Origin of the sequence: Allorhodopirellula heiligendammensis, from assembly GCF_007860105.1 — a bacterium.
Classification (GTDB): Bacteria; Planctomycetota; Planctomycetia; order Pirellulales; family Pirellulaceae; genus Rhodopirellula; species Rhodopirellula heiligendammensis.
In genome coordinates this window covers 2,166,515-2,185,122 of the sequence record NZ_SJPU01000001.1, presented here as the reverse complement: position 1 = coordinate 2,185,122, position 18,608 = coordinate 2,166,515, and the positions used below count along the sequence as shown (strand labels likewise).

Below are 18,608 nucleotides of genomic sequence, written 5' to 3'. Positions count from 1 at the left end.
AAGGTCCCGAGCTGATTAACCGCTGGGTTCCAGGGCGTGCCGCCTGTATGGAATTTCGTTGCCGGGCGTTAGAATCGGGGAAATGCCGCTGGCCGGTGGCGTCAATCTCGTGCGAACCCTCCGCAACTCTGTTCTGAGGAAGGTGAAGTGCCCCCTTTCAATGACAGCGATTATGAAGCGCCGATGGATCGCAATTCTGTTTCTACGCTGTATCGAGAAGTCACCCAGGCCGCCTTACTAGGTCTGGTCGTCAATCTGCTACTCGGTGTCGTTAAGCTCGTCGGTGGGATTGTAGGCAGCTCTTTTGCACTCGTTGCTGATGCGGTCAATTCGATTGGTGATGTCGTGACGACACTCGCCGTGCTGTTTGCCTTGCGTGTGGCACAGCGTCCTGCAGACGCGGAGCATCCTTACGGTCACTCGCGAGCGGAAGGAATTGCCGCGACGAACGTGGCACTTTTGATCATTGTCTCTGCACTCTTGGTGGCGTGGGAGGCGATTCATCAATTTGGGACGGTTCACACCGTCCCCGCAGCGTGGACTTTGTGGATTGCCGGCGTCAACGTCGTCATCATGGAAGGCTTGTATCGATACAAGGTCCAGGTGGGCAGACGCACAGGTTCGGCTGCCATCATCGCGAACGCGTGGGATCATCGCAGTGACGCTTTGTGTGCACTCGCAGTATTGATTGGTCTGATTGCTGTTCGCATTGGGGGGCCCCGCTTCATGTGGGCGGATGAAGCTGCCTCGCTAGTCGTCGTGGCCGCCATTGTATGGACCGGCGTACACCTGTTTCGCTCCAGCGCCAGCGAACTGATGGACGTTCAAGCTGACTCGGGCTTCGTCGATCAGATCCGGGAGGCAGCGTTTTCGGTGGAGGGTGTCGAGGATGTGGAGACCCTCTGGGTACGTAAGTCTGGGCTGGAGTACTTTGCTGATATTCACATTGAAGTGGATCAAAACTTAACTGTCGCGGCTGGCCATCGAATTGGTCACCGCGTCAAAGATCACCTGCTCGAGCAGTTCGTTAGCCTACGAGACGTGCTCGTGCACCTGGAGCCGTTCCCGCACGAACGGCATTCCGCAGAGGGCTGAGCACTCATCTCAAAGGGTGCGCACCAAGCCGGTTCGGAAACAGCGGACCAACGCGAGGATGCGGCTCGGGACGATGATCCCCAGCGACGACTCCGATACTCAGTCCGCCGAAGACCGATCGCCGTTTTCGACAACGATTGATTGGATCACGCCATCGAGCACTCGGCTTCGCAGGACTTGGCCCGGCTGTACCGCGTCGACGGCGCGGATCACGTCGCCGTGCTCGTTTTGCGTGACGCTGTAGCCTCGCGCGAGAACATCCAGTGGCGAGAGCGCCGAGACAGCGGCGGTGAGTTGTTGCAGGCGACTTCGCTGCTGTTCGACCCGTCGCCACATCAACGCGCGGGCGCGCTCGTCGAGTTCGTCAACGATGCGACTGCGGTCGTGAACGATTTCAAAGGGATTGCGAAAGATGGGGCGCGATTGGATCCACCCGAGCCGCTGGCGTGACCCGTCGATCCGCTGAAACAACGATCGTCGCATAGTTGCGGCGAGCGCTTCGAGCACGTCAACGAGGACCTCCCGATCGGGCAACACGCGACTGGCGGCGTCCGTGGGCGTTAACGCGCGGACATCTGCCACGAGATCCGATAGCGTCACGTCGATTTCGTGACCAATCGCCGATACGGTAGGAATCCGCGAACGAGCGAGAGCGCGGACGAAATTTTCGTCATTGAACGACCATAGATCTTCGAGCGATCCGCCGCCGCGGGACACGATCAGCACGTCCGGGCGGGGATCGAGCTGGTGAGCGACTGCAATCCCGGAAATCAACGCCTCGACGCTGCCCGGCCCCTGAACGCTGGCCGGGATCAACACGATTTCAACACCTGCGTGACGCGCAGCGGCAGCTTGCAAGAAGTCGCGAATCGCGGCTCCTGTCGGACTGGTGATGATCGCAATTTTGCGTGGCAGGCGAGGCAGCACCCGTTTCCGCTCAACTGCGAAAAGACCTTCCGACTCGAGTTTCGCTTGTAACTGAGCCAAGGCGAGTTGCAGCGCACCCATGCCTTGCGGTTGGCACTTTCGCACCACCATCTGCACGGTGCCGCGGGCCGCGTACACTTCAACATCGCCAAAGCACAACACGCTTTGGCCATCATCGAGATCAAATGGCAGTCGCTCAGCGACGCTTCGCCACATCACACCACGCAACTGCGAGCGTTCATCCTTCAGGGTGAAGTAGAGATGACCGCTGCGAGGACGCGCGATGTCCGTGATCTCCCCGGCCACCCACATGCTCGATAACGATGACTCGACCGCTTGTTTGATCCGCAGCGTCACCTCGCTGATGCTGAGAGCTTCCTCGGCGGTAGCGGCAACCGGTTTCTTTACAGCCACCTTTGCGCGTGGCGACTTCTTCAGTGGCGATGATTTTTTCTGGATGCCTGATCTGGCTGTGCTGGGTCGCGCGGGGGGACCGTCGTCCAGCGAACCATCCTCACCACCAAAATCAAATGGGAGTTGTTGTTCGCGGCCTGTCATGGGGCCGACTCAACCGAGCGCCGCGATCGTCGACGCCGTCCCGACTTCGCAAATTTGGCACGCACGCCCGCGACAGCTTCGAGCAGCCGGTCAACTTCGGCGGGTGTGTTGTAAAGATAGCAACTTGCCCGCGTGGTCGCCGTCACGCCGATCGCTTGATGCAGCGGCATTGTGCAGTGATGGCCTGCTCGCACCGCCACGCCGCGTCCGTCGAGGAACTGGGAGACATCGTGTGCGTGCACACCCTCGATTAGAAAACTGTTGATTCCTGCCTTCTTGTCGGCGGATGGACCGATGACTCGAACCCCATCAATCTGTCGCAAGCCTGCATCAACACGCTCGCCCAAGACGCGTTCATGCGCGTGAATGCGGTCCATCCCTATCGACGAGAGATAATCCAGTGCAGCGGCTAAGCCAATCGCTTCGACGATGGGTGGTGTGCCGGCTTCAAATTTCTCAGGCAGTTCGTGCGTCGTGAAACCTTCGGTCGTGACGTTCAGTATCATTCCGCCGCCCCCAAGAAACGCAGGCATGGCATCCAGTAATTCTCGCTTGCCATAGAGCACACCGATACCGGTTGGGCCACAGACTTTATGACCGCTGAACACTAGGAAGTCAGCAGCCCATTGTTGCACATCGATTTGTTGGTGCGGCGCAGCTTGGGCGGCGTCGATGAGAACGGTCGCCCCGTGATCATGGGCCAGCGAGGTCCATCGCTGCACCGGATACTCACTGCCCAGCGTGTTGCTGGCAGCAGCGAATGCAAACATTTTCGGCTTGAATCGATCGAGATACTCAGCCACGACTGTATCGGAGATCTCAAAGTTTTCATCCATCGGGATGAATTCCACGCGGCAGCCGGTGCGAGCGGCGAGTTGGTGCCAGGGAACGATGTTGGCGTGATGTTCGCTGATCAGAGTCAGGATCACGTCTGTGGATGAGACATTGGCGTCACCCCATGAACGAGCAACCGTATTGATCGCGGCCGTGGTCCCTGCAGTAAATATGATCTCCTGTGTCGAAGACGCGTTTAGGAATCCCGCAGTCGTCCGCCGGGCCGCCTCGTAAGCACGGGTCGATTCCTCACTGAGCGTGTGAATGCCCCGATGAACGTTGCTGTAGTATCGCAAATAGCAGTCATCCATCGCCTCAATTACTGCGCGGGGGCGCTGAGTCGATGCCGCGTTATCGAGATATACCAGTTGCTCGCCGCTAGTCACAGTCCGATCGAGTATAGGAAAATCCTGCCGGATTTGGTCGGTATCGAGCAAACTCATTGTTCCTCCTCCAAAGATGGGCCGCCGAACGATGTCGACTGACCGGAATCGATTTCGTCATCGTTCTCGGTCACACTCACGTCTGCGTCGGTCCCGACCGGGCGTTTCAGAGCTCCCTGCAAGACCTTCCAACTGAGCAAGCAGCATTTTTGACGATTGGGTGTCAGCTGCGGGCCGAACAGGTGGAGCATGTTGTCGGCCGAGAATTTCTCCACCTCCTCAATCGACTTTCCTTCAATCTCTTCCAATAACATCGAGGCAGACGCTTGGCTGATCACGCACCCGTCGCCATCAAACCACGCTTGCGCGACCCGGCCTTGGTCATCCAATCGTAAATCGATGTGGATTTTATCGCCGCAGAGAGGATTTTTTCCATCGTGGGCGTGAGTGGCACTCGCTAAAGCCCCCCGGTTGTAGGGGTCCTCATAGTGATCGAGCACGTTCTCTTGGTAAATGTCCTGATCGTCGGGATTGTCCTGGGGGTGGGGCATCGGCGTGGAAACATAAGCTGGCGTGGAAGGATAGGCGACAGGAGCTAGCCGAGCACTGGTTTCTCGCGGGTCACCTGTGAGGCAGCTCCTCCCTTTCACTCTACGCAAGATGTCAGAAAAAGGAACGGCCCCTCAAACCGTCAATCATGACAGACCGGACTCAATTGATTGTCAGGTCGTTCAATTACTGTCACGAGCGCGTGATGCCACGTCACAGTGGGAACCGAGCAGGAGCAGGAATTCAGAACGATTTTTTTAAATATTGAGTTGTCGTGATCGCTGCTGCACGCCGTAAAACATGGAAATCGAGGTCCGCACGACTTCAGTGGGCTCGCCGAATATTGCCGTCCAGAATTCGATTCCCGATAACCCGCCCGGCAGCCGATGTCTCCCGAGACGACCGCGCAAAGAGAGCGACATCGTCGCATAAAAACAAAACCGAAGTGATCCTGCTCGCTTCCCGACACCCTAGTGGCATGCAGGCGAAGGGGTGGCGAAATTTGAGCACGAGCACAATTGCGACAATGCGTAGTCGATGTGACGGCGGAGCGTCCGCTGGTATGGTTCGCCTATCGTAGAGATCTGTTGTCGACGGCCTATTTTGAACCCGCCGCTGTTGGTAAAACGCTGGGTGATATGCCAGCTTCCCCCACCCCTGACGTCATGGTGCCGCCCGCGGCCACGCCTGAAGCTGGCTGAAATGGCGTCCCCAATCGATGGAAAGAAGTCATTAATCAATGAGTGGATATCTGCACGAACTCACTCTACGCTTGGCGATCGGTGCTACCGAGCTGCCACTGGAGTTGCGCGATTCACACGCTCGCTGGCTTCACCGCCAACAGCGCCATGACGGAGGTTTTGCAGGCCGCGAAGGTGACAGTGATCCGTATTACACAGCGTTCGCGCTGCGATCGTTATGGGTTCTCGACCGATTGGATAAAGCAGTTGCGGAACGCGCCGGAGATTTTTTGCGTCAGCGGCTGACTCGTCGGGACAGCGTGATTGACTTGATCTCACTGATTTTTGGGGCCGCAATCTTGGAAATGGCCGCCGGTGAGGTGGTTATTTCTGACGAGGATACGACTTGGCGAACCAACGTAGCGCGTTTGCTCAGCGAATTGAGATGCAGTGATGGCGGATTTGCCAAGACGCCCGAGGGCCGGGCCGGCAGCACCTACCAATCGTTTCTCTGTGTGCTCTGCCATGAACTGATGGAAGTGCCTGTCCCTAACGTCGACTCGTTAATTGGGTTTATCGACTCACAGCGGCACGCCGATGGCGGTTACCTGGAGATTCGTGCAGCCAAGCGTCCAGGCGTGAATCCCACTGCCGCCGCTATCGGGACGCTCAAAGCCCTCGGAAGGCTCGACATCGCTAGCGAGGGCGACACCATTGAGTTCCTACTCGAGATGCAGGGTGATGAAGGCGGACTGACCGCCAACACACGAATTCCTTTCGCCGATCTCCTGAGCAGCTTCACGGGACTGACCACCCTCGTTGATTTAAACGCCGCCGAACGCCTCTCTATTCCCCGGGTTGCGCATTACGCCCACTCGATGCAGTCCCCCGCCCAGAGCGGCTTTGTCGGTTTCACGCTCGACCATACACCCGACGTGGAATACACGTTTTATGGCATTGCGACACTGGCGATGTGCGCCGGCCTTAGCTCCGTCTGACTAAAAGGATCGTATTGGGCTGGCAGCGACGAATTTGCGGATTGTATTCAAGCTCAGGGCCGATTGTGCCGATTAAACCAGACAGCGCGTTAATGAACCGGTTGCGCTGAACCCCACCGCATTGAACGCAGACGATTTCGAGTAGGACATTCGGCAGACCTCTCGAGACATCGATTTGTACCGCGATTCACCGCAAGAGGCGGAAGCCATGATTCTCTGGACGATCAAGCTCATCAGCAGCGTTCGCAAGGCGATTGCGGGAAGAAGGCATCCCGGCCAACTCGCCTGGGGCGTCGCGCTGGGGGCCCTCATAGGCATGATCCCACACGGGAACCTGCTGGCCGTCGTGTTGGTGCTGTTCGTGCTGATGCTACAGGTGAATCACGCCATGGTCGCCCTGGTGGGCGTTGCTGTCACTTTTTTAGCGCCACGGCTGGATCCTGCATTCGACTCGCTCGGCCGCTGGTGCTTCGAACAACCCGGGGTCGCTGATCGACTTGCGGTGGCGTGGCAGTACCCGCTCGTACCGTGGACGGATCTGAACAATACCATCGTGATGGGCAGTTTTATCATCGGGCTGGCCTCGGTGGGGCCGCTATTGATGGTTACCTACCCACTGTTTCGCGCCCTGGCACCTGTATTGGTTGACCCCGAGGCCGATGCGGATTCGCAAACCGCCCCCCAGGACGAGACCAAACCGGAGCCGACGGCTGCCGGCGACGCTGAGAGCGAGCCTACTGCGCCAAACGTGGCGACACCGACAGTAAAACGGCTCGATACCAGCCATGCGGCACACGATAGCAGCCACGTCGACACACGCGACGCGTCGGAGAGTAGCACCTCACCTGTCAACCCTGCCCAAGCTGATTCCATCACGGCAGAGAGCGACATTGCAGTAGGTCCGTCTGGCACAGACGCTCGGAGGCCGCAGACAGGATCATCCGAGCGGGTGCCAGCGACATCACAGTCCGCTCAAGATTCGACGCCGCCTCGCGCCATCCCGCAGCCCGTAGCCGCGTCGAACGCGTTGCGCCCCACTCGCGTCGCGATTGGCACCTCCGTGTCGCGCCGGGTAAATACAACTGAAACGGTCGCTGCGGCCCGAGCCGCACAATCCACGAGGGCAGACGATTCCACTGAATCGCCTGTCGACGAACAGCACAAGATTGATGAAGCACTGAGTTACTTGCTTCGACAGTTGCGTGATTCCAAAGACAAGGATGCAGCATGATTCGTTGGCGCTTTCTACTGACGCGGTTGATTATTGCCGCTGCGATCTTAATGATTCTCTCGGTAGGCCTCGGGCCCGTCGCGAGCTACATCACCGTCGCGGGCTTGCAAGCATCGACAGGTGCGCGTGCCGAGATCGGCTCGACTGAGGTGAGTTTGTACCCGCCTTCGGTGCGGTTCGCGAATGTGCACGTGGCCGATCCCCGAGACGGGAAAGAATTCCGCGATGCGTTCATGGCTGACTCCATCGAGTTAGCGATTGATGGCGACGCGTTATTGCGCCGCCGCTGGGTGATTCGCGAAGGCAAGATCAGCGGCTTGCAAATTGGTTCCCAGCGAGAAACCACCGGACACTTCGACGTTGAGCCTGAGGCCATCGATGAATCCGCAGGTCCATCGATGATCGGGCAGCTGCTTTCCACGGCGACACGGGGCCTCACCGATCAGGCTGAGCAGATCGGTGAAAATCTGGAAACAGTGAAGACTGGCGAAGACATTCGTCGCCGCTGGAAAACTCAATACGAGACGCTCGTCACACAGGCTCGCAACCTCGAGAACCGCGTGAAGACGATTCGCTCGGCTGCCAAAGGCATCGATAATCCGCTACGCGACTGGCCGGAACTTGAGCGCACCCTTGCCGAGGCGCGTACGGCTCGGGAAGAATTGCTTGAAGTCCGCGAGGCCATGAATGAAATGCCTGAACAGCTTCGCGGCGATCTGGTCAAGCTCGATCGAGCCCGGCAAGCGGACCTGGCGAAGGTTGATGCCTACGTGCCCGGTGACCTCAGTGAGTCCAAAAACTTTGGCGTGGATCTGATTTCGGCGCAAATCCATAGCTACCTAACGCAACTGCGTGGCTACCTCGACAACGGTCGGACGCTCGCCAATTACACCGTCGTCGCCCCCGATTCAGAGCGAGTTCGCGGCGAGAATTTTGACTTCCTAGGCAAGCGTCGCCGCCCGGAAATGTTGATCGAGCAATGCCAAGTCGACGGCCTGATGCGTGCCAGTGGCAAGACTTACTCGCTGACTGGGTTGATCGAGAATATGACCCCTCAGCCTGAGTATCTGGCTGAGCCCACACGTGCTCGACTGTTGCTTGAAGGTCCAGAGACCGTGCAGGTAGACTACATTCGAGACCGGCGTCAGGGCACGCTCAACGATCGCTTGACGCTGCACTGGCCACAGATGCGGGCCGATCCCATGCGATTGGGAGATGGCAAGAATGTTGCGGTGGCGATTAACGGTGGTCAACGAGAGGTATGGGTCCAATTGGACAGTCAGGGGGAGAAGGTTCAAGGACGCCTGGTGAGTAAACAGATTGGCGTGAACATGCATCTTGACGTTGACGGTGCTGCCGCCAACTCGGCTGCGGTGGTATCGATGAATCAGTCCTTGGCAGCGGTGGACAGTATCGACGTCGATGCTGCCTTCCACGGTGACTGGAAGAAGCTCGACCTCGACCTGCATACTAACCTCGGCAACGTGTTTGGTGACGCGATCCAAGATGCGATCGCGCTGCAACTCGACGATAGCAAAGCGAAACTCGCGGCCAAGGTGGAAGACGCTCATCGAGAACAGATGCTGCAACTTCGCGAGTGGATGTCGAAGCAACAAACCGAAGCTCAGTCGCTACTCGCATCGGCGGATCGTTCCATCGAAGAAATGAGCCAGAAAGTACTCGCCGAAGTCGGCGATGCTGACAGTTACCTCGGTAAACTTCAGTCCGCCTTGGGCAAGAGCCTACGCTAATCCAATCGATGGTGTAGGCGTGAGCCTGCGGAGCAGCGGGCGGCGAGGAGCCGCTCACCTGTTCCGCTTCACACTATCGGCAAGCGTTCAATCGAGATCCGCAAATGAGCGTGAATCGCGTTCGCCAAACGGCGCCAAAATTTCAGGCAAGTGGCCGTCGGCTGGACGGAAGACGTCAGGCAGAGGGAGCAACTGATCGAGATACTCAAGGGCCGCTCGGCCATGCAGTGATCGTAGCTCTCCAGCTTTCGCCCACGTCCCACAGGTACCGCACAGTGTGACCGTGGTCGTCTTCTTACCCGGCGGGGTAATGCTCACTGCATATGCGGGGCTGTGTCCACAAAACGGCACGTTGTCATCGTCCGCCAGCTCCTGACGCAGCAGCGCCCGCAAGCGTTTCGCTTCTGCAATGTTGAGGACGCGTCTGCCGATCACGTCAGCCTCTCTGTTCTGCCACTGAGTCGGCATCGTCTCCTCACCAGCGAATTCGCCGCGTGGATCGAGCAAATGAATCACAACGCGGTCAGGAGGTGCGCCGTGGCACAACGGGGCAGCCATCGCCGCAAACAGCAGAGCGAGAAACAACTTCATGTGACATTCCCAAAATCAAGAACCTAGGGACATCAGTCCCATCAAAATTAGAACTGCTAACGCAACCCCAACGATCACAAGAAACAGTTTTGCGTAGGAAAAAGGTGAAGTCCCAATAACATACTGGGTGTCTTGGCCGCAAATGACAACGCGGTACAGTTGGTTGCGATATCGATAGGCGAGCACATAGGCTGGCAGCGAGTACCGCCGCGTGATCAAGCGTCTGAGTACGATGCTGACGTGAACGTTGCGAAAACGCGTGCCCGGGATGTAGTGCTGCTTAATTTGCTGAGCCGCTGAGGAGTGGATCACCCCAGCGACCTGTTGCCGGGCTTGGCTGCGGGGAATGTCGAAGCGTTCCAACAGCGGATGGTCGCCGCCACCGTGGGGAGTGTCTGCGCCGGTTGCGATCTGCATTCCAGGCGTGATGGCGGCAGCCTCCGCATCGGACAAACCGCGTGAACCGGAAACAAGAATGCTCTCAAAGCGAATATTGTTCTGGCCCGCGTGAGGAGCCCATGCGGAACGCCCCGCTCCCGCATTGGAATCAGCGGTCCAACTGACGAAGGCCTCCGCGTCAAAGATCCACGCAACCCACCATAGCGGTTTGATTTCCGTTAAATGGGACGCCGCCATCAGATCCGATGGAGTGAACCACCCACGCGTACCCAGCCAGCTTCGCAGGGTCGCTCGAGCTTGGTCCATGGTGACGGTCATCGGCAGATAGAGCTCGGTCTGCTCGACTGGATCGGTGATCGTTTGCACTTCGAGCACATCCCCGCAGAACGAGCACGCAGGAGCTTGGAGGTCCGGATCGTATGTGATCGCCGCGCCGCAGCCTCGGCAACGCAGCATCGTCGTCGCAACCTCAGCTCGCACGGTGTCGTCGGCACGAGGAGCAGCTGCACCGCAGATCGCGCAGCGGAGGTCGCCGGACTCCAGTGGTGAGTCGCAGCGTGAGCAGCATCGCTCGTGGACGGGCTCCGATGGTGGCTGTGCGTGCGTCATTGCGTCATCGAGATCAAGGCAAATAGAAGCAGACAAACAATCACGACCGCCAGCACAGTCAGGGCAATCTTCGTGGTTGAAACCGGAACGGTACCGCCCACCCGGCCCGTTTGCCCATTAACGAGGATCTGAATCGGCGGACGATCATCGGCGTAACGCAGTGCATATGACCATACCGGCAGCAACACGAGGTCGATCACCTCATTGGATACGTTTGTATTCGACTGGGTAATGGACGAGCTATCGCCCGGCATGAACTCAGATAGTTTTCGGTTGACCAGGGCGAGAGTCTCGTTGTGTGCGAACTGCAGACATTCCTGTTTGCTGCGTGAGGGCTCCTCTGCCAGCCAACCCGAGATAAACGAGTCTGCGTAGGCGCGCAGAGAACGCAGATCATACGGTTCGATCGCTTCGAGCGCAGCGTTACTGACTCCGCTGGAGGCGGTGACGAGGACGTCGACAACGTAGCACTGGTGGCGCCCTTGAAGGGACCGGTATTCTGTCTTGGTTACCGTTCGCGTCCGCGTGACGGTACGTCCGTTTGAATCGGTCGTTGTGTAAGTTTCTGTTTCGGTATAGTTCTCACCGATCCGAGCGGAATACTCCGTCTGTGTCACCGCGCCATACAAATAGGCCGGCAAATAGACGCCATGAGTCAGCTTGGGCACGGCGCGTTTGAAATCGGAGCGTGCAAAGATGCTGCTTCGCGAAATCCATTTTCGAACGGCCGCCGATGCGTGATCGTGATTGACGGTAAACGCGACTAAAAAAGTGGGTTCAGGACGATTGACGCCCGGCGGCCGGTGGATAATCGACGGTGAGGCGCAGTACGGGCACGTCGTCGATCGCACGTTCGCGCTGACATGCAACACGGCTCCGCACGATTGGCAGGCAATCTCCTGTTCGCCGGTCAGTTGCGATGAATCAGCCGCCATGAAATTGGATTCTTAAAGCAAACTGTCGACGGGCAGCACCATGATTTTTCCGTCGCCGATTCGGCCGGTTCGAGTGACTTCCAAAATCTTCTCGATAACACCGTCTAGGCGAGCATCGTCGACCCAGAGAGTGATTTCAACCTTGGGTAAAAAAACCTGGGAGTACTCCGTATCCTGATACTGGTCGAGATAACTCTTTTGCCGTCCATATCCTTTCACTTCGTGAACGGAGAGGCCCTCCAAGGGGGCGCGTTGCAGCGCGTTGAGAACCTTCTCAGCAAGGTGCGGTGCGACGACGGTAACAACTTGCTTCATCGCATTTCTGACGGAGTTTGACCATTAGGAAAGTCGAGTCGGGCGATCGACTACTTGAGCCGAGACTCGCTAGACCGGGTGAAGATGTAGCCCGGCGTCTCACCGCCCCCGGCCCAGGCTCTGCATTCTACACGCCTTCGTTAGGAGGTTGCTACCACTTTCCGGGCGAGGAGCTCACCGATTTGAACCGCGTTGGTGGCGGCACCCTTCCGCAAATTATCACTCACACACCAGAACGCGATGCCTGACTCAGAGCTGATGTCTTGGCGAATGCGTCCCACGAAAACATCATCTCGCCCGTCACAGTCACGCGGCATCGGATAGATTTGATTGTCGAGATCGTCAACCACTGTGACGCCTTCAGCGGCTTCCCATAGCTCTCGAGCTTGCTCGACGGTGAGTGGTTGTCGTGTCTCAACCAAGATTGATTCACTATGACCCGTCGCGACAGGCACACGCACTGCGGTGGGACAAACGGCAATTGATTCGTCACCGAGGATCTTGCGAGTTTCGTATACCATTTTCATCTCCTCGCTGGTGTACCCAAGATATTTTTGGGAACCGATCTGAGGGATCAAATTGAATCCAATGGGGTGCTGGAACGTCGATGGTGTGTGCGTTTCGCCTCTGAGTGATGCTTCAACGCTCGCGTTCAATTCCACGTTCCCCGCCAGTCCCGCGCCACTGGTCGCTTGGTACGTGCTCACCACGACGCGGCGGATTCCGACAGCCGCATGCAGCGGCGCCAGGGCAACAACCATCTGCGTGGTACTGCAGTTCGGACTCGCAATGATGCCGTGATGGTTATCGACGGCCTGCGGGTTGACTTCAGGGATCACGAGCGGAACCTGGGGGTCCATCCGCCAATAACCACTCTCGTCGACAACGATCGCTCCCGCTTTGACAGCCCACGGCGCGAACTCCGCCGATACTTCGTCCGGCGTGCTGGCGATGACCAGATCCACGCCTTCAAATGCAGACGGTTCGAGCAACTCCACTGTGATTTCCTCGTCCCCGAACCGCACCTTCGTACCCGCACTGCGCGCTGAGGCCAGCAACCGCAACCGCCGCATCGGAAAGTTCCGTGCGTGCAGCTGATCAAGGACAATTCGACCGACGGCGCCGGTGGCGCCGACGAGGGCAACGCAATCAAACATTACAGCAGAAGTTTAGGAGAAAGTTGGATTCAGGGTACTTATCAGACAGGACTTGGGTTCAGACAGAGCGGGGGCACGAGCTTCACGTTGGACGCGGCCTCCTCTGCGCGCTGAACCCCTTCTTAACGTCGGGCGAATCGGCGAGCGATGGCCTCGCGGGGCAGCGGCATGATCTTTGCCGCTCCGCCCGTATTGTGCAGCAGATCAGCTCGGTCAGGTTTGCCCTCGGCGTCTTCATACTGTACCAAGTACGCACCGACCTGGATCCCGCTCTCTTCGTATACCGGTGGCCAAAACTCTTCGCCGCGGATGGCCAAAGTTTTTGCCAACAATCGGGTCGCACGGCCAGAAAAACCGCTGAGGACCATGTCAAGTCGACCGAGGGCCTCGCGGAATAGATAGAATACCAACGCGACATCCTTACCGTTTCCGCCAGCATATTCCCACGTGCCGTCGTCTTTCTCGTAGTAGAAGCCGGGGTTGGGAGCGTCTTCGTTCTTGCTCAATCGCATCCCAGCGGAGGCCCCATCCGGCTTCGGGTCGTTGTCGCGGTATCGCAAAAAGAACGGACAGGAGCGTGCGGACACGTCATCGACGTCGTCTTCAGTGACAAATGGCGTGCAGCCGAACGCTTCAGAGAACAACAGTTCCACGGTTGGATTGCTCTTCACACTGCCGATGCAGATAATACCGCGATCGCCCGCGCCATTTTGGAATCCGTCATAGACTTCGCTGGCTCGCTCGCGAGCATCTTCCAAGGAAACCTGTCCAGGGCTCCACACCAATGACTGCTGGATTCGATCGGGGCTCGGGACGTCGGCCGCCCGGGTCGATGCATCCGGCGAGGATTTGTCGCCGAGGTGTTTCGCGACGCCGCCGAGTGTCGAGATCCCATTGAGCAACTCACCGACCAGCACCGAATCGCTGGCGACGACCATCGCGTTCTCCGGTGATGCTTCGCCCTCGCCTTGCCGAACACCGACGACAATCTCGATATCGCTGCGCCGCGCCAACAATTCCCAGAAGTTCTCCGCGTTGATTGCAAACAGGGCACCTGGCAGCTCGTCAGCAGTGGCGTGTCCCTGATCGATGAGGTAGTCACATAAACGCGAGAGCGCGTCCAGAGGGATGTATTTTGCTTCGTTCTTAAGCAGCGACGCAACTTGATGTCGGTCGAGCCCGGTATGCTCGACAATCGCTTTGATCGTTCCTGGCCGCTTGCGGCGGTCAGGGGTGTGGCCGAGAAGTTCGGCAAGCCGAAAAGCGTATCTCATAGGTGCTCTTTTACAGCAGAAGGAGAAGTGAAAAGAATTTGGGTCCCGCGGAGAGAAAACCCCATCGACCGCACCGATTGACAATCTTTAATGGGCAATGATCACCCATTCGTAAGATTTCCGCAGGCTCCTATCTTGCACCGGTGATTTCGTAAGGGCAAGTAGCCTCACCCTACCAAGCGAATGCGAGCTGGTCTATCCGTGGTCGGCTACGGAGATTCTACTCGATTGATCGAGGCGGAGGCGGGTGGATGACAACGATTCGCAACCATTTTCGTTTGATTCGCTTTGCCGCGAATGCGCAGCCAAACGTCAAAAACCACGGCGCCGCGTTAAAATCTGGGAAATCGTGACCCTGGAGAAAGCGCAGCAGTCGGCGATGGCGGTAGAATGAAGGTAAGTCAATTTGCAAACCTCGCCCGCAGCCGGATCGCCGCATTGACCTGCGGTTGTCGCTGCTGCACTAACCAAATCCCCACGTCTGAGAAGCGATTTGTCCGAATCGACATCTACCGCCACCACCGCGATCAAACGCCCGGGCCCTGACCGCGGCTCCGAAGCGGCGGCCCTCGTTTCACCCGGTCGCTCACCCGCAACGTCGCAAGACGCGACGGAGATGTTTGTGCGCTCGCGTATCGAGACAGCCCAAACCGCACTCTGGCGAGCAGAATTGACGCGCCGTGTGCTGACGGTCGTCATCGCGATGATGGCCATCGGACTGCTGTGGGTTGCCATGGACCAGTGGATTTTTTCGCCTGGCCCGGTCGGTCGCACACTGGTGGCGATGGCGTTGAGTATCGCGTTGGTCGCATACATTTATTGGCAACTGTGGCCGGTCATGCACCTGCGCATCAGCGAGGACTACGCTGCCCGTGCTTTGGAACGCGATCATCCTGAACTCGGCCATGCCTTATCGAGCTATGTCAGTCTGCGACGCCAACGATCCACGCATCCAGGAGGGCAATTGGCACAGCGGGTCGTGCAGTCAGTCGGCAGTAGCGCTGCCGCGAAACTGCGCCACATCGACGCGCCACCACGCGAGGCGACCGGGCTGGCCACCTGGTGGGCAGTGACCATTGCCCTATTCGCTGCCGTCGCGATCTACGCTTCGGCATCCCCTAAAAATTCGGTCCAATCGGTAGCCCGTTTGGCTCTTCCGCTGGCATCCCTGGAGGCTCCCAAGCGAGTGGTGATCAGCGATGTGGTGCCCGGAAATGCCGAGAGTCTGGCCGGGCGAAACATCGAAATTGCCGCCACAGTCGTCAATCTTCACGACGACGAGCCTGTGTACTTTGTGTGGGAATCCAATGCATCTCCGGCCGATCTGTCGGACGCAAGCCCGGTAGCAAGCGAAGAATCTAGTCGGACGCAAGTTCGTTTACTGCCGAGTGACACGGTCGATGTCTCCGATCGATTCCTAGCGAGCGTTCCGATCTCGCATCATGCACGCGGCACCCGGCGATATCGGATTGTCGCAGGGGACGCTGAGGCTGGCCCGTTTCAGATTTCCATCCGTGATACTCCCGTCGTGCAGATTCGGGAAATCGTTTACGAACCACCTGCTTATACCGGAAAATCGCGTCGCACCAGCCACGTCGGAGCGATTCGCGGCGTCGACGGTACACGCGTCAGGTTAGCCGCCAACGTGAATCGCCCGATCCGTCGGGCGGTCATCGAGTTCAATCCACGCAAGGTTGGTCGAGAAATCCAAGCGACTGCGGGGGTCCGCGAAATGCAGCTCGCTACCGATGGAACCGGCGTCGAATTTAGTTTCCCACTGAGGCTGCGCGGCGGTTCAGCAATCCCTCTACAAGACTATCGGCTGCGTGTGTGGGACGACGCAGGTCAAACTAATTCGGACCCGATCGTCTACCCCATCGAGATCGTCGAAGACCTGCCGCCCGAGATTAGCATTGTTGTTCCACAACAATCTCCTGTCGACGTGGCCCTGAATGGGTTCCAAAACTTTGAAATTCACGCCGCCGATGTTGACTATGGACTAGCCGAAATTGAATTGGAAGTCCGTCGTGGAATCGACTTGATTGCTCGATCGAGTCTGTGGAAACAGCCAGCAGGCAAACTGGGGAATCAGGTCGTTGAGTATCGTTTTCAGCCGTCGCGAATCATCATTGCGGCAGGCGGCCGATCCCGACGTGGTGGCGGACTGAACGTCGGCGACGAAGTCGAAGTCGTTGCCATTGCAACGGACAATCGATTTGATCCCAACGACGAATCCATCGCTGCAGGTGTCACGAAGACGCACCCGATCCGGCTGCGAATTACTGCCGCAGCGGAGCAGACCAATGAGAATGAGCAGGAACCGGCAGACGGCCAACCACAGGAGCAAGGCCAACAGGGAGCAGGCCAACAAGGAGAGGGACAACAGGGCGAGGGACAACAGGGCGAGGGACAGCAAGGCGAAGGACAGCAAGGCGAAGGACAGCAAGGAGAGGGACAGCAAGGAGAGGGACAACAAGGAGAGGGGCAGCAGGGAGAGGGACAACAAGGAGAGGGACAACAAGGAGAGGGACAGCAAGGCGAGGGACAGCAAGGCGAGGGGCAGCAAGGCGAGGGGCAGCAAGGAGTGGGGCAGCAAGGAGAGGGGCAGCAAGGAGAGGGACAACAAGGAGAGGGACAACAAGAGCGTTCTGCGCAGGGGAACCGCGCAGGGAGCGATGACTCCACCGCCGCAGCGAATTCGGATAATGAAGCAGCTGCCGAGGATGGGCAGACGCAAGATGGAAGCACCGGAAAACGCGGAAGTTCGGCGGCTGGACAATCGAGTCAGCCGCCCCAGGACGATGCTGAGGCGTTCGAGCGGATCCAAGACTATCTCAACGAGCAACAGCAACCGCCGGCGGACGACGCTCAGGGTGCTGGAGAGACTGGCGACGCGATGAACTCCGGTCAGAATCAATCTGGTACTGAGAAGTCCGATCGCGGCGAAGGTGGAAGACAGCCGAACCCTGCCCAGACCGGCGGTGATCAAGCTGGCAACAACACTTCGCGTGACAATGCGTCGGAGCAACCTTCAGGTGGCCCGTCCGACCAGCGCGAAACGGAGCGAGGCGACGATGAGACGCCGGGGACCGATCCCAACCAGGCTGACCCCGGCGACGACGGGCAGGGTAGTAGTGACCCCAGCACTGGTGGACCGTCTGCCGAAGAGCAGCGTGGTGACGGGCAGCGTGGTGACGGACAGCGTGGTGATGGGCAGCGCGATGATGACGCGCGCGGCGACACGATGCCGGACGTCAATCAACCCAATGACAGAACAGCTGTTGAAGACACGACGCAGCAACCCAGACCAACTGAAAGTGGCGAGGAGAGCAGGGGCGAGACTTCCTCCGAAGTGAATAATCAGGCTCAGCGAGGCGATGACGGAGGTCCATCTGGTGAGGGCGGCAGTGACGGAGGTGAACCTGCGGGTGCAGGATCCAGTGGAACTGATGATGGCGCCGGGAGGGACGACGCCAGCAGTGCTGATAGTGCTGATGACGCTCAGGGTACCGACGCCGCCGATGGGAGCAACAATGCGGAGAACACTCCACAGGATGACCAGAACCAGCGAGGCGACAGCGAATCGGGCAAGCCCGGCAATGAATCAGGCAAGCCCGGCAATGAATCAGGCAAGCCCGGCAATGCGAGCGAAGACCAACCGAGCAGCCCCAGCGGTGGTCAAGAACCGAATGGCTCCTCAGACGGTTCAACCAGTGACGCTAAATCTACTGAACCATCGACTACGGACGATGCATTCGAACCATCCAGCTCATCTGGAAACTCGAAGCCAGCAGATCCCACGGGTACGTCGTCGACGTTGCCGGATGCTGATGGCAGGGACTCATCGAAGGGTGCCGGTGGTGGCCAGTCAGGGGGCGGTGAAGGCACGGGAGACTCGCTCGAGAATGAACTTCCAGATCCCGTGGATTTGGAATACACAAAAGCCGCTACCGACATGGTGCTCGACTATATCGATGAAACACGGACCGACCCAGATCCAAATTTGCTGCAGCGGCTCAAGTGGAGTGAAGCGGATCTACGACGTTTCCGAGACCGCTGGCAGAACGTCAAACCGATCGATGGCGGACCACGCTCGGAGGCTGTCGCCCCCGATGAGATCGAGGAAGCACTTCGCAGTCTGGGTATGCGGCCGCGTGAGATCACAAAAACGACGCAGGGAGACACCGCAGATACTCTCGGAAATCTGCGTGACTCAGGCAATCGTCGCCCAGCACCTGCCGATGTCCGAGACGCCTTCGAAGCGTTTCGTCGCGGCCTCGGACAGTCTGCTGGCGGTCGCAACGAAGGTCGGACCAAATAGC

At 58.3% G+C, this 18,608-nt stretch carries 15 protein-coding genes; 6 read left to right on the top strand and 9 right to left on the bottom strand.

Annotated elements, in window-relative coordinates; all coding sequences use genetic code 11:
• The first annotated feature begins 147 nt into the window (after positions 1-147).
• Positions 148-1,095, top strand: coding sequence for a cation diffusion facilitator family transporter (locus Poly21_RS08290; protein WP_302118095.1), 948 nt, complete (start codon positions 148-150; stop codon positions 1,093-1,095).
• 99 nt (positions 1,096-1,194) lie between these two features.
• Here the strand turns inward: Poly21_RS08290 and xseA are convergent, their stop codons facing one another.
• From xseA to sufU, 3 genes are read right to left on the bottom strand one after another with little or no spacing between them, the layout of a single operon-like run.
• The gene (gene xseA / locus Poly21_RS08285) at positions 1,195-2,580 is read right to left on the bottom strand and encodes an exodeoxyribonuclease VII large subunit (protein ID WP_146406383.1); all 1,386 of its coding nucleotides are present in this window, start codon (positions 2,578-2,580) and stop codon (positions 1,195-1,197) included.
• Entirely contained in the window at positions 2,577-3,857 is a 1,281-nt protein-coding gene (locus tag Poly21_RS08280; RefSeq protein ID WP_146406382.1) for an aminotransferase class V-fold PLP-dependent enzyme, read from the bottom strand. The genes xseA and Poly21_RS08280 overlap by 4 nt, the downstream gene beginning before the upstream one ends.
• The gene (sufU, locus tag Poly21_RS08275) at positions 3,854-4,348 is read right to left on the bottom strand and encodes a Fe-S cluster assembly sulfur transfer protein SufU (protein ID WP_146406381.1); all 495 of its coding nucleotides are present in this window, start codon (positions 4,346-4,348) and stop codon (positions 3,854-3,856) included. Before sufU ends, Poly21_RS08280 begins: the two co-directional genes overlap by 4 nt.
• Before the next feature lie 516 nt (positions 4,349-4,864).
• Here sufU and Poly21_RS08270 point away from each other — a divergent pair.
• The 4 genes from Poly21_RS08270 to Poly21_RS08255 all read left to right on the top strand — a co-directional run bounded on the left by Poly21_RS08270 (position 4,865) and on the right by Poly21_RS08255 (position 9,006).
• On the top strand, positions 4,865-5,047 hold the full coding sequence (locus Poly21_RS08270; RefSeq protein ID WP_146406380.1) for a hypothetical protein: 183 nt from the start codon (positions 4,865-4,867) through the stop codon (positions 5,045-5,047).
• A 38-nt stretch (positions 5,048-5,085) separates the two neighbouring features.
• Entirely contained in the window at positions 5,086-6,024 is a 939-nt protein-coding gene (locus tag Poly21_RS08265) for a prenyltransferase/squalene oxidase repeat-containing protein (RefSeq protein ID WP_146406379.1), read from the top strand.
• Positions 6,025-6,232: 208 nt separating this feature from the next.
• Positions 6,233-7,255 carry a TIGR03546 family protein gene (locus Poly21_RS08260; protein WP_146406962.1) on the top strand — a complete coding sequence of 341 codons (1,023 nt, stop codon included), beginning with the start codon at positions 6,233-6,235 and terminating at the stop codon, positions 7,253-7,255.
• Positions 7,252-9,006, top strand: a complete 1,755-nt coding sequence (locus Poly21_RS08255) for a TIGR03545 family protein (protein WP_146406378.1) — start codon at positions 7,252-7,254, stop codon at positions 9,004-9,006. The genes Poly21_RS08260 and Poly21_RS08255 overlap by 4 nt, the downstream gene beginning before the upstream one ends.
• A gap of 87 nt (positions 9,007-9,093) precedes the next feature.
• On the opposite strand, the gene Poly21_RS08250 is transcribed toward Poly21_RS08255, so the two are convergent.
• The 6 genes from Poly21_RS08250 to Poly21_RS08225 form a co-directional block, all read right to left on the bottom strand.
• Positions 9,094-9,597 carry a hypothetical protein gene (locus Poly21_RS08250; protein ID WP_146406377.1) on the bottom strand — a complete coding sequence of 168 codons (504 nt, stop codon included), beginning with the start codon at positions 9,595-9,597 and terminating at the stop codon, positions 9,094-9,096.
• A gap of 15 nt (positions 9,598-9,612) precedes the next feature.
• Positions 9,613-10,605 carry a hypothetical protein gene (locus Poly21_RS08245; RefSeq protein WP_146406376.1) on the bottom strand — a complete coding sequence of 331 codons (993 nt, stop codon included), beginning with the start codon at positions 10,603-10,605 and terminating at the stop codon, positions 9,613-9,615.
• Positions 10,602-11,540, bottom strand: coding sequence for a TFIIB-type zinc ribbon-containing protein (locus Poly21_RS08240; RefSeq protein ID WP_146406375.1), 939 nt, complete (start codon positions 11,538-11,540; stop codon positions 10,602-10,604). Before Poly21_RS08240 ends, Poly21_RS08245 begins: the two co-directional genes overlap by 4 nt.
• Positions 11,541-11,552: 12 nt before the next feature.
• A complete protein-coding gene (locus tag Poly21_RS08235; protein WP_146406374.1) occupies positions 11,553-11,855 on the bottom strand; it encodes a P-II family nitrogen regulator in 303 nt (100 codons plus the stop codon).
• A gap of 140 nt (positions 11,856-11,995) precedes the next feature.
• Positions 11,996-13,012, bottom strand: a complete 1,017-nt coding sequence (locus Poly21_RS08230) for an aspartate-semialdehyde dehydrogenase (RefSeq protein WP_146406373.1) — start codon at positions 13,010-13,012, stop codon at positions 11,996-11,998.
• Positions 13,013-13,134: 122 nt separating this feature from the next.
• A complete protein-coding gene (locus Poly21_RS08225) occupies positions 13,135-14,286 on the bottom strand; it encodes a helix-turn-helix domain-containing protein (RefSeq protein ID WP_146406372.1) in 1,152 nt (383 codons plus the stop codon).
• 493 nt (positions 14,287-14,779) lie between these two features.
• Between Poly21_RS08225 and Poly21_RS08220 the strand changes: the two genes are divergently transcribed.
• Positions 14,780-18,607, top strand: coding sequence for a circumsporozoite protein-membrane associated protein (locus Poly21_RS08220; protein WP_302118085.1), 3,828 nt, complete (start codon positions 14,780-14,782; stop codon positions 18,605-18,607).
• The last annotated feature ends 1 nt before the right edge of the window (position 18,608 follow it).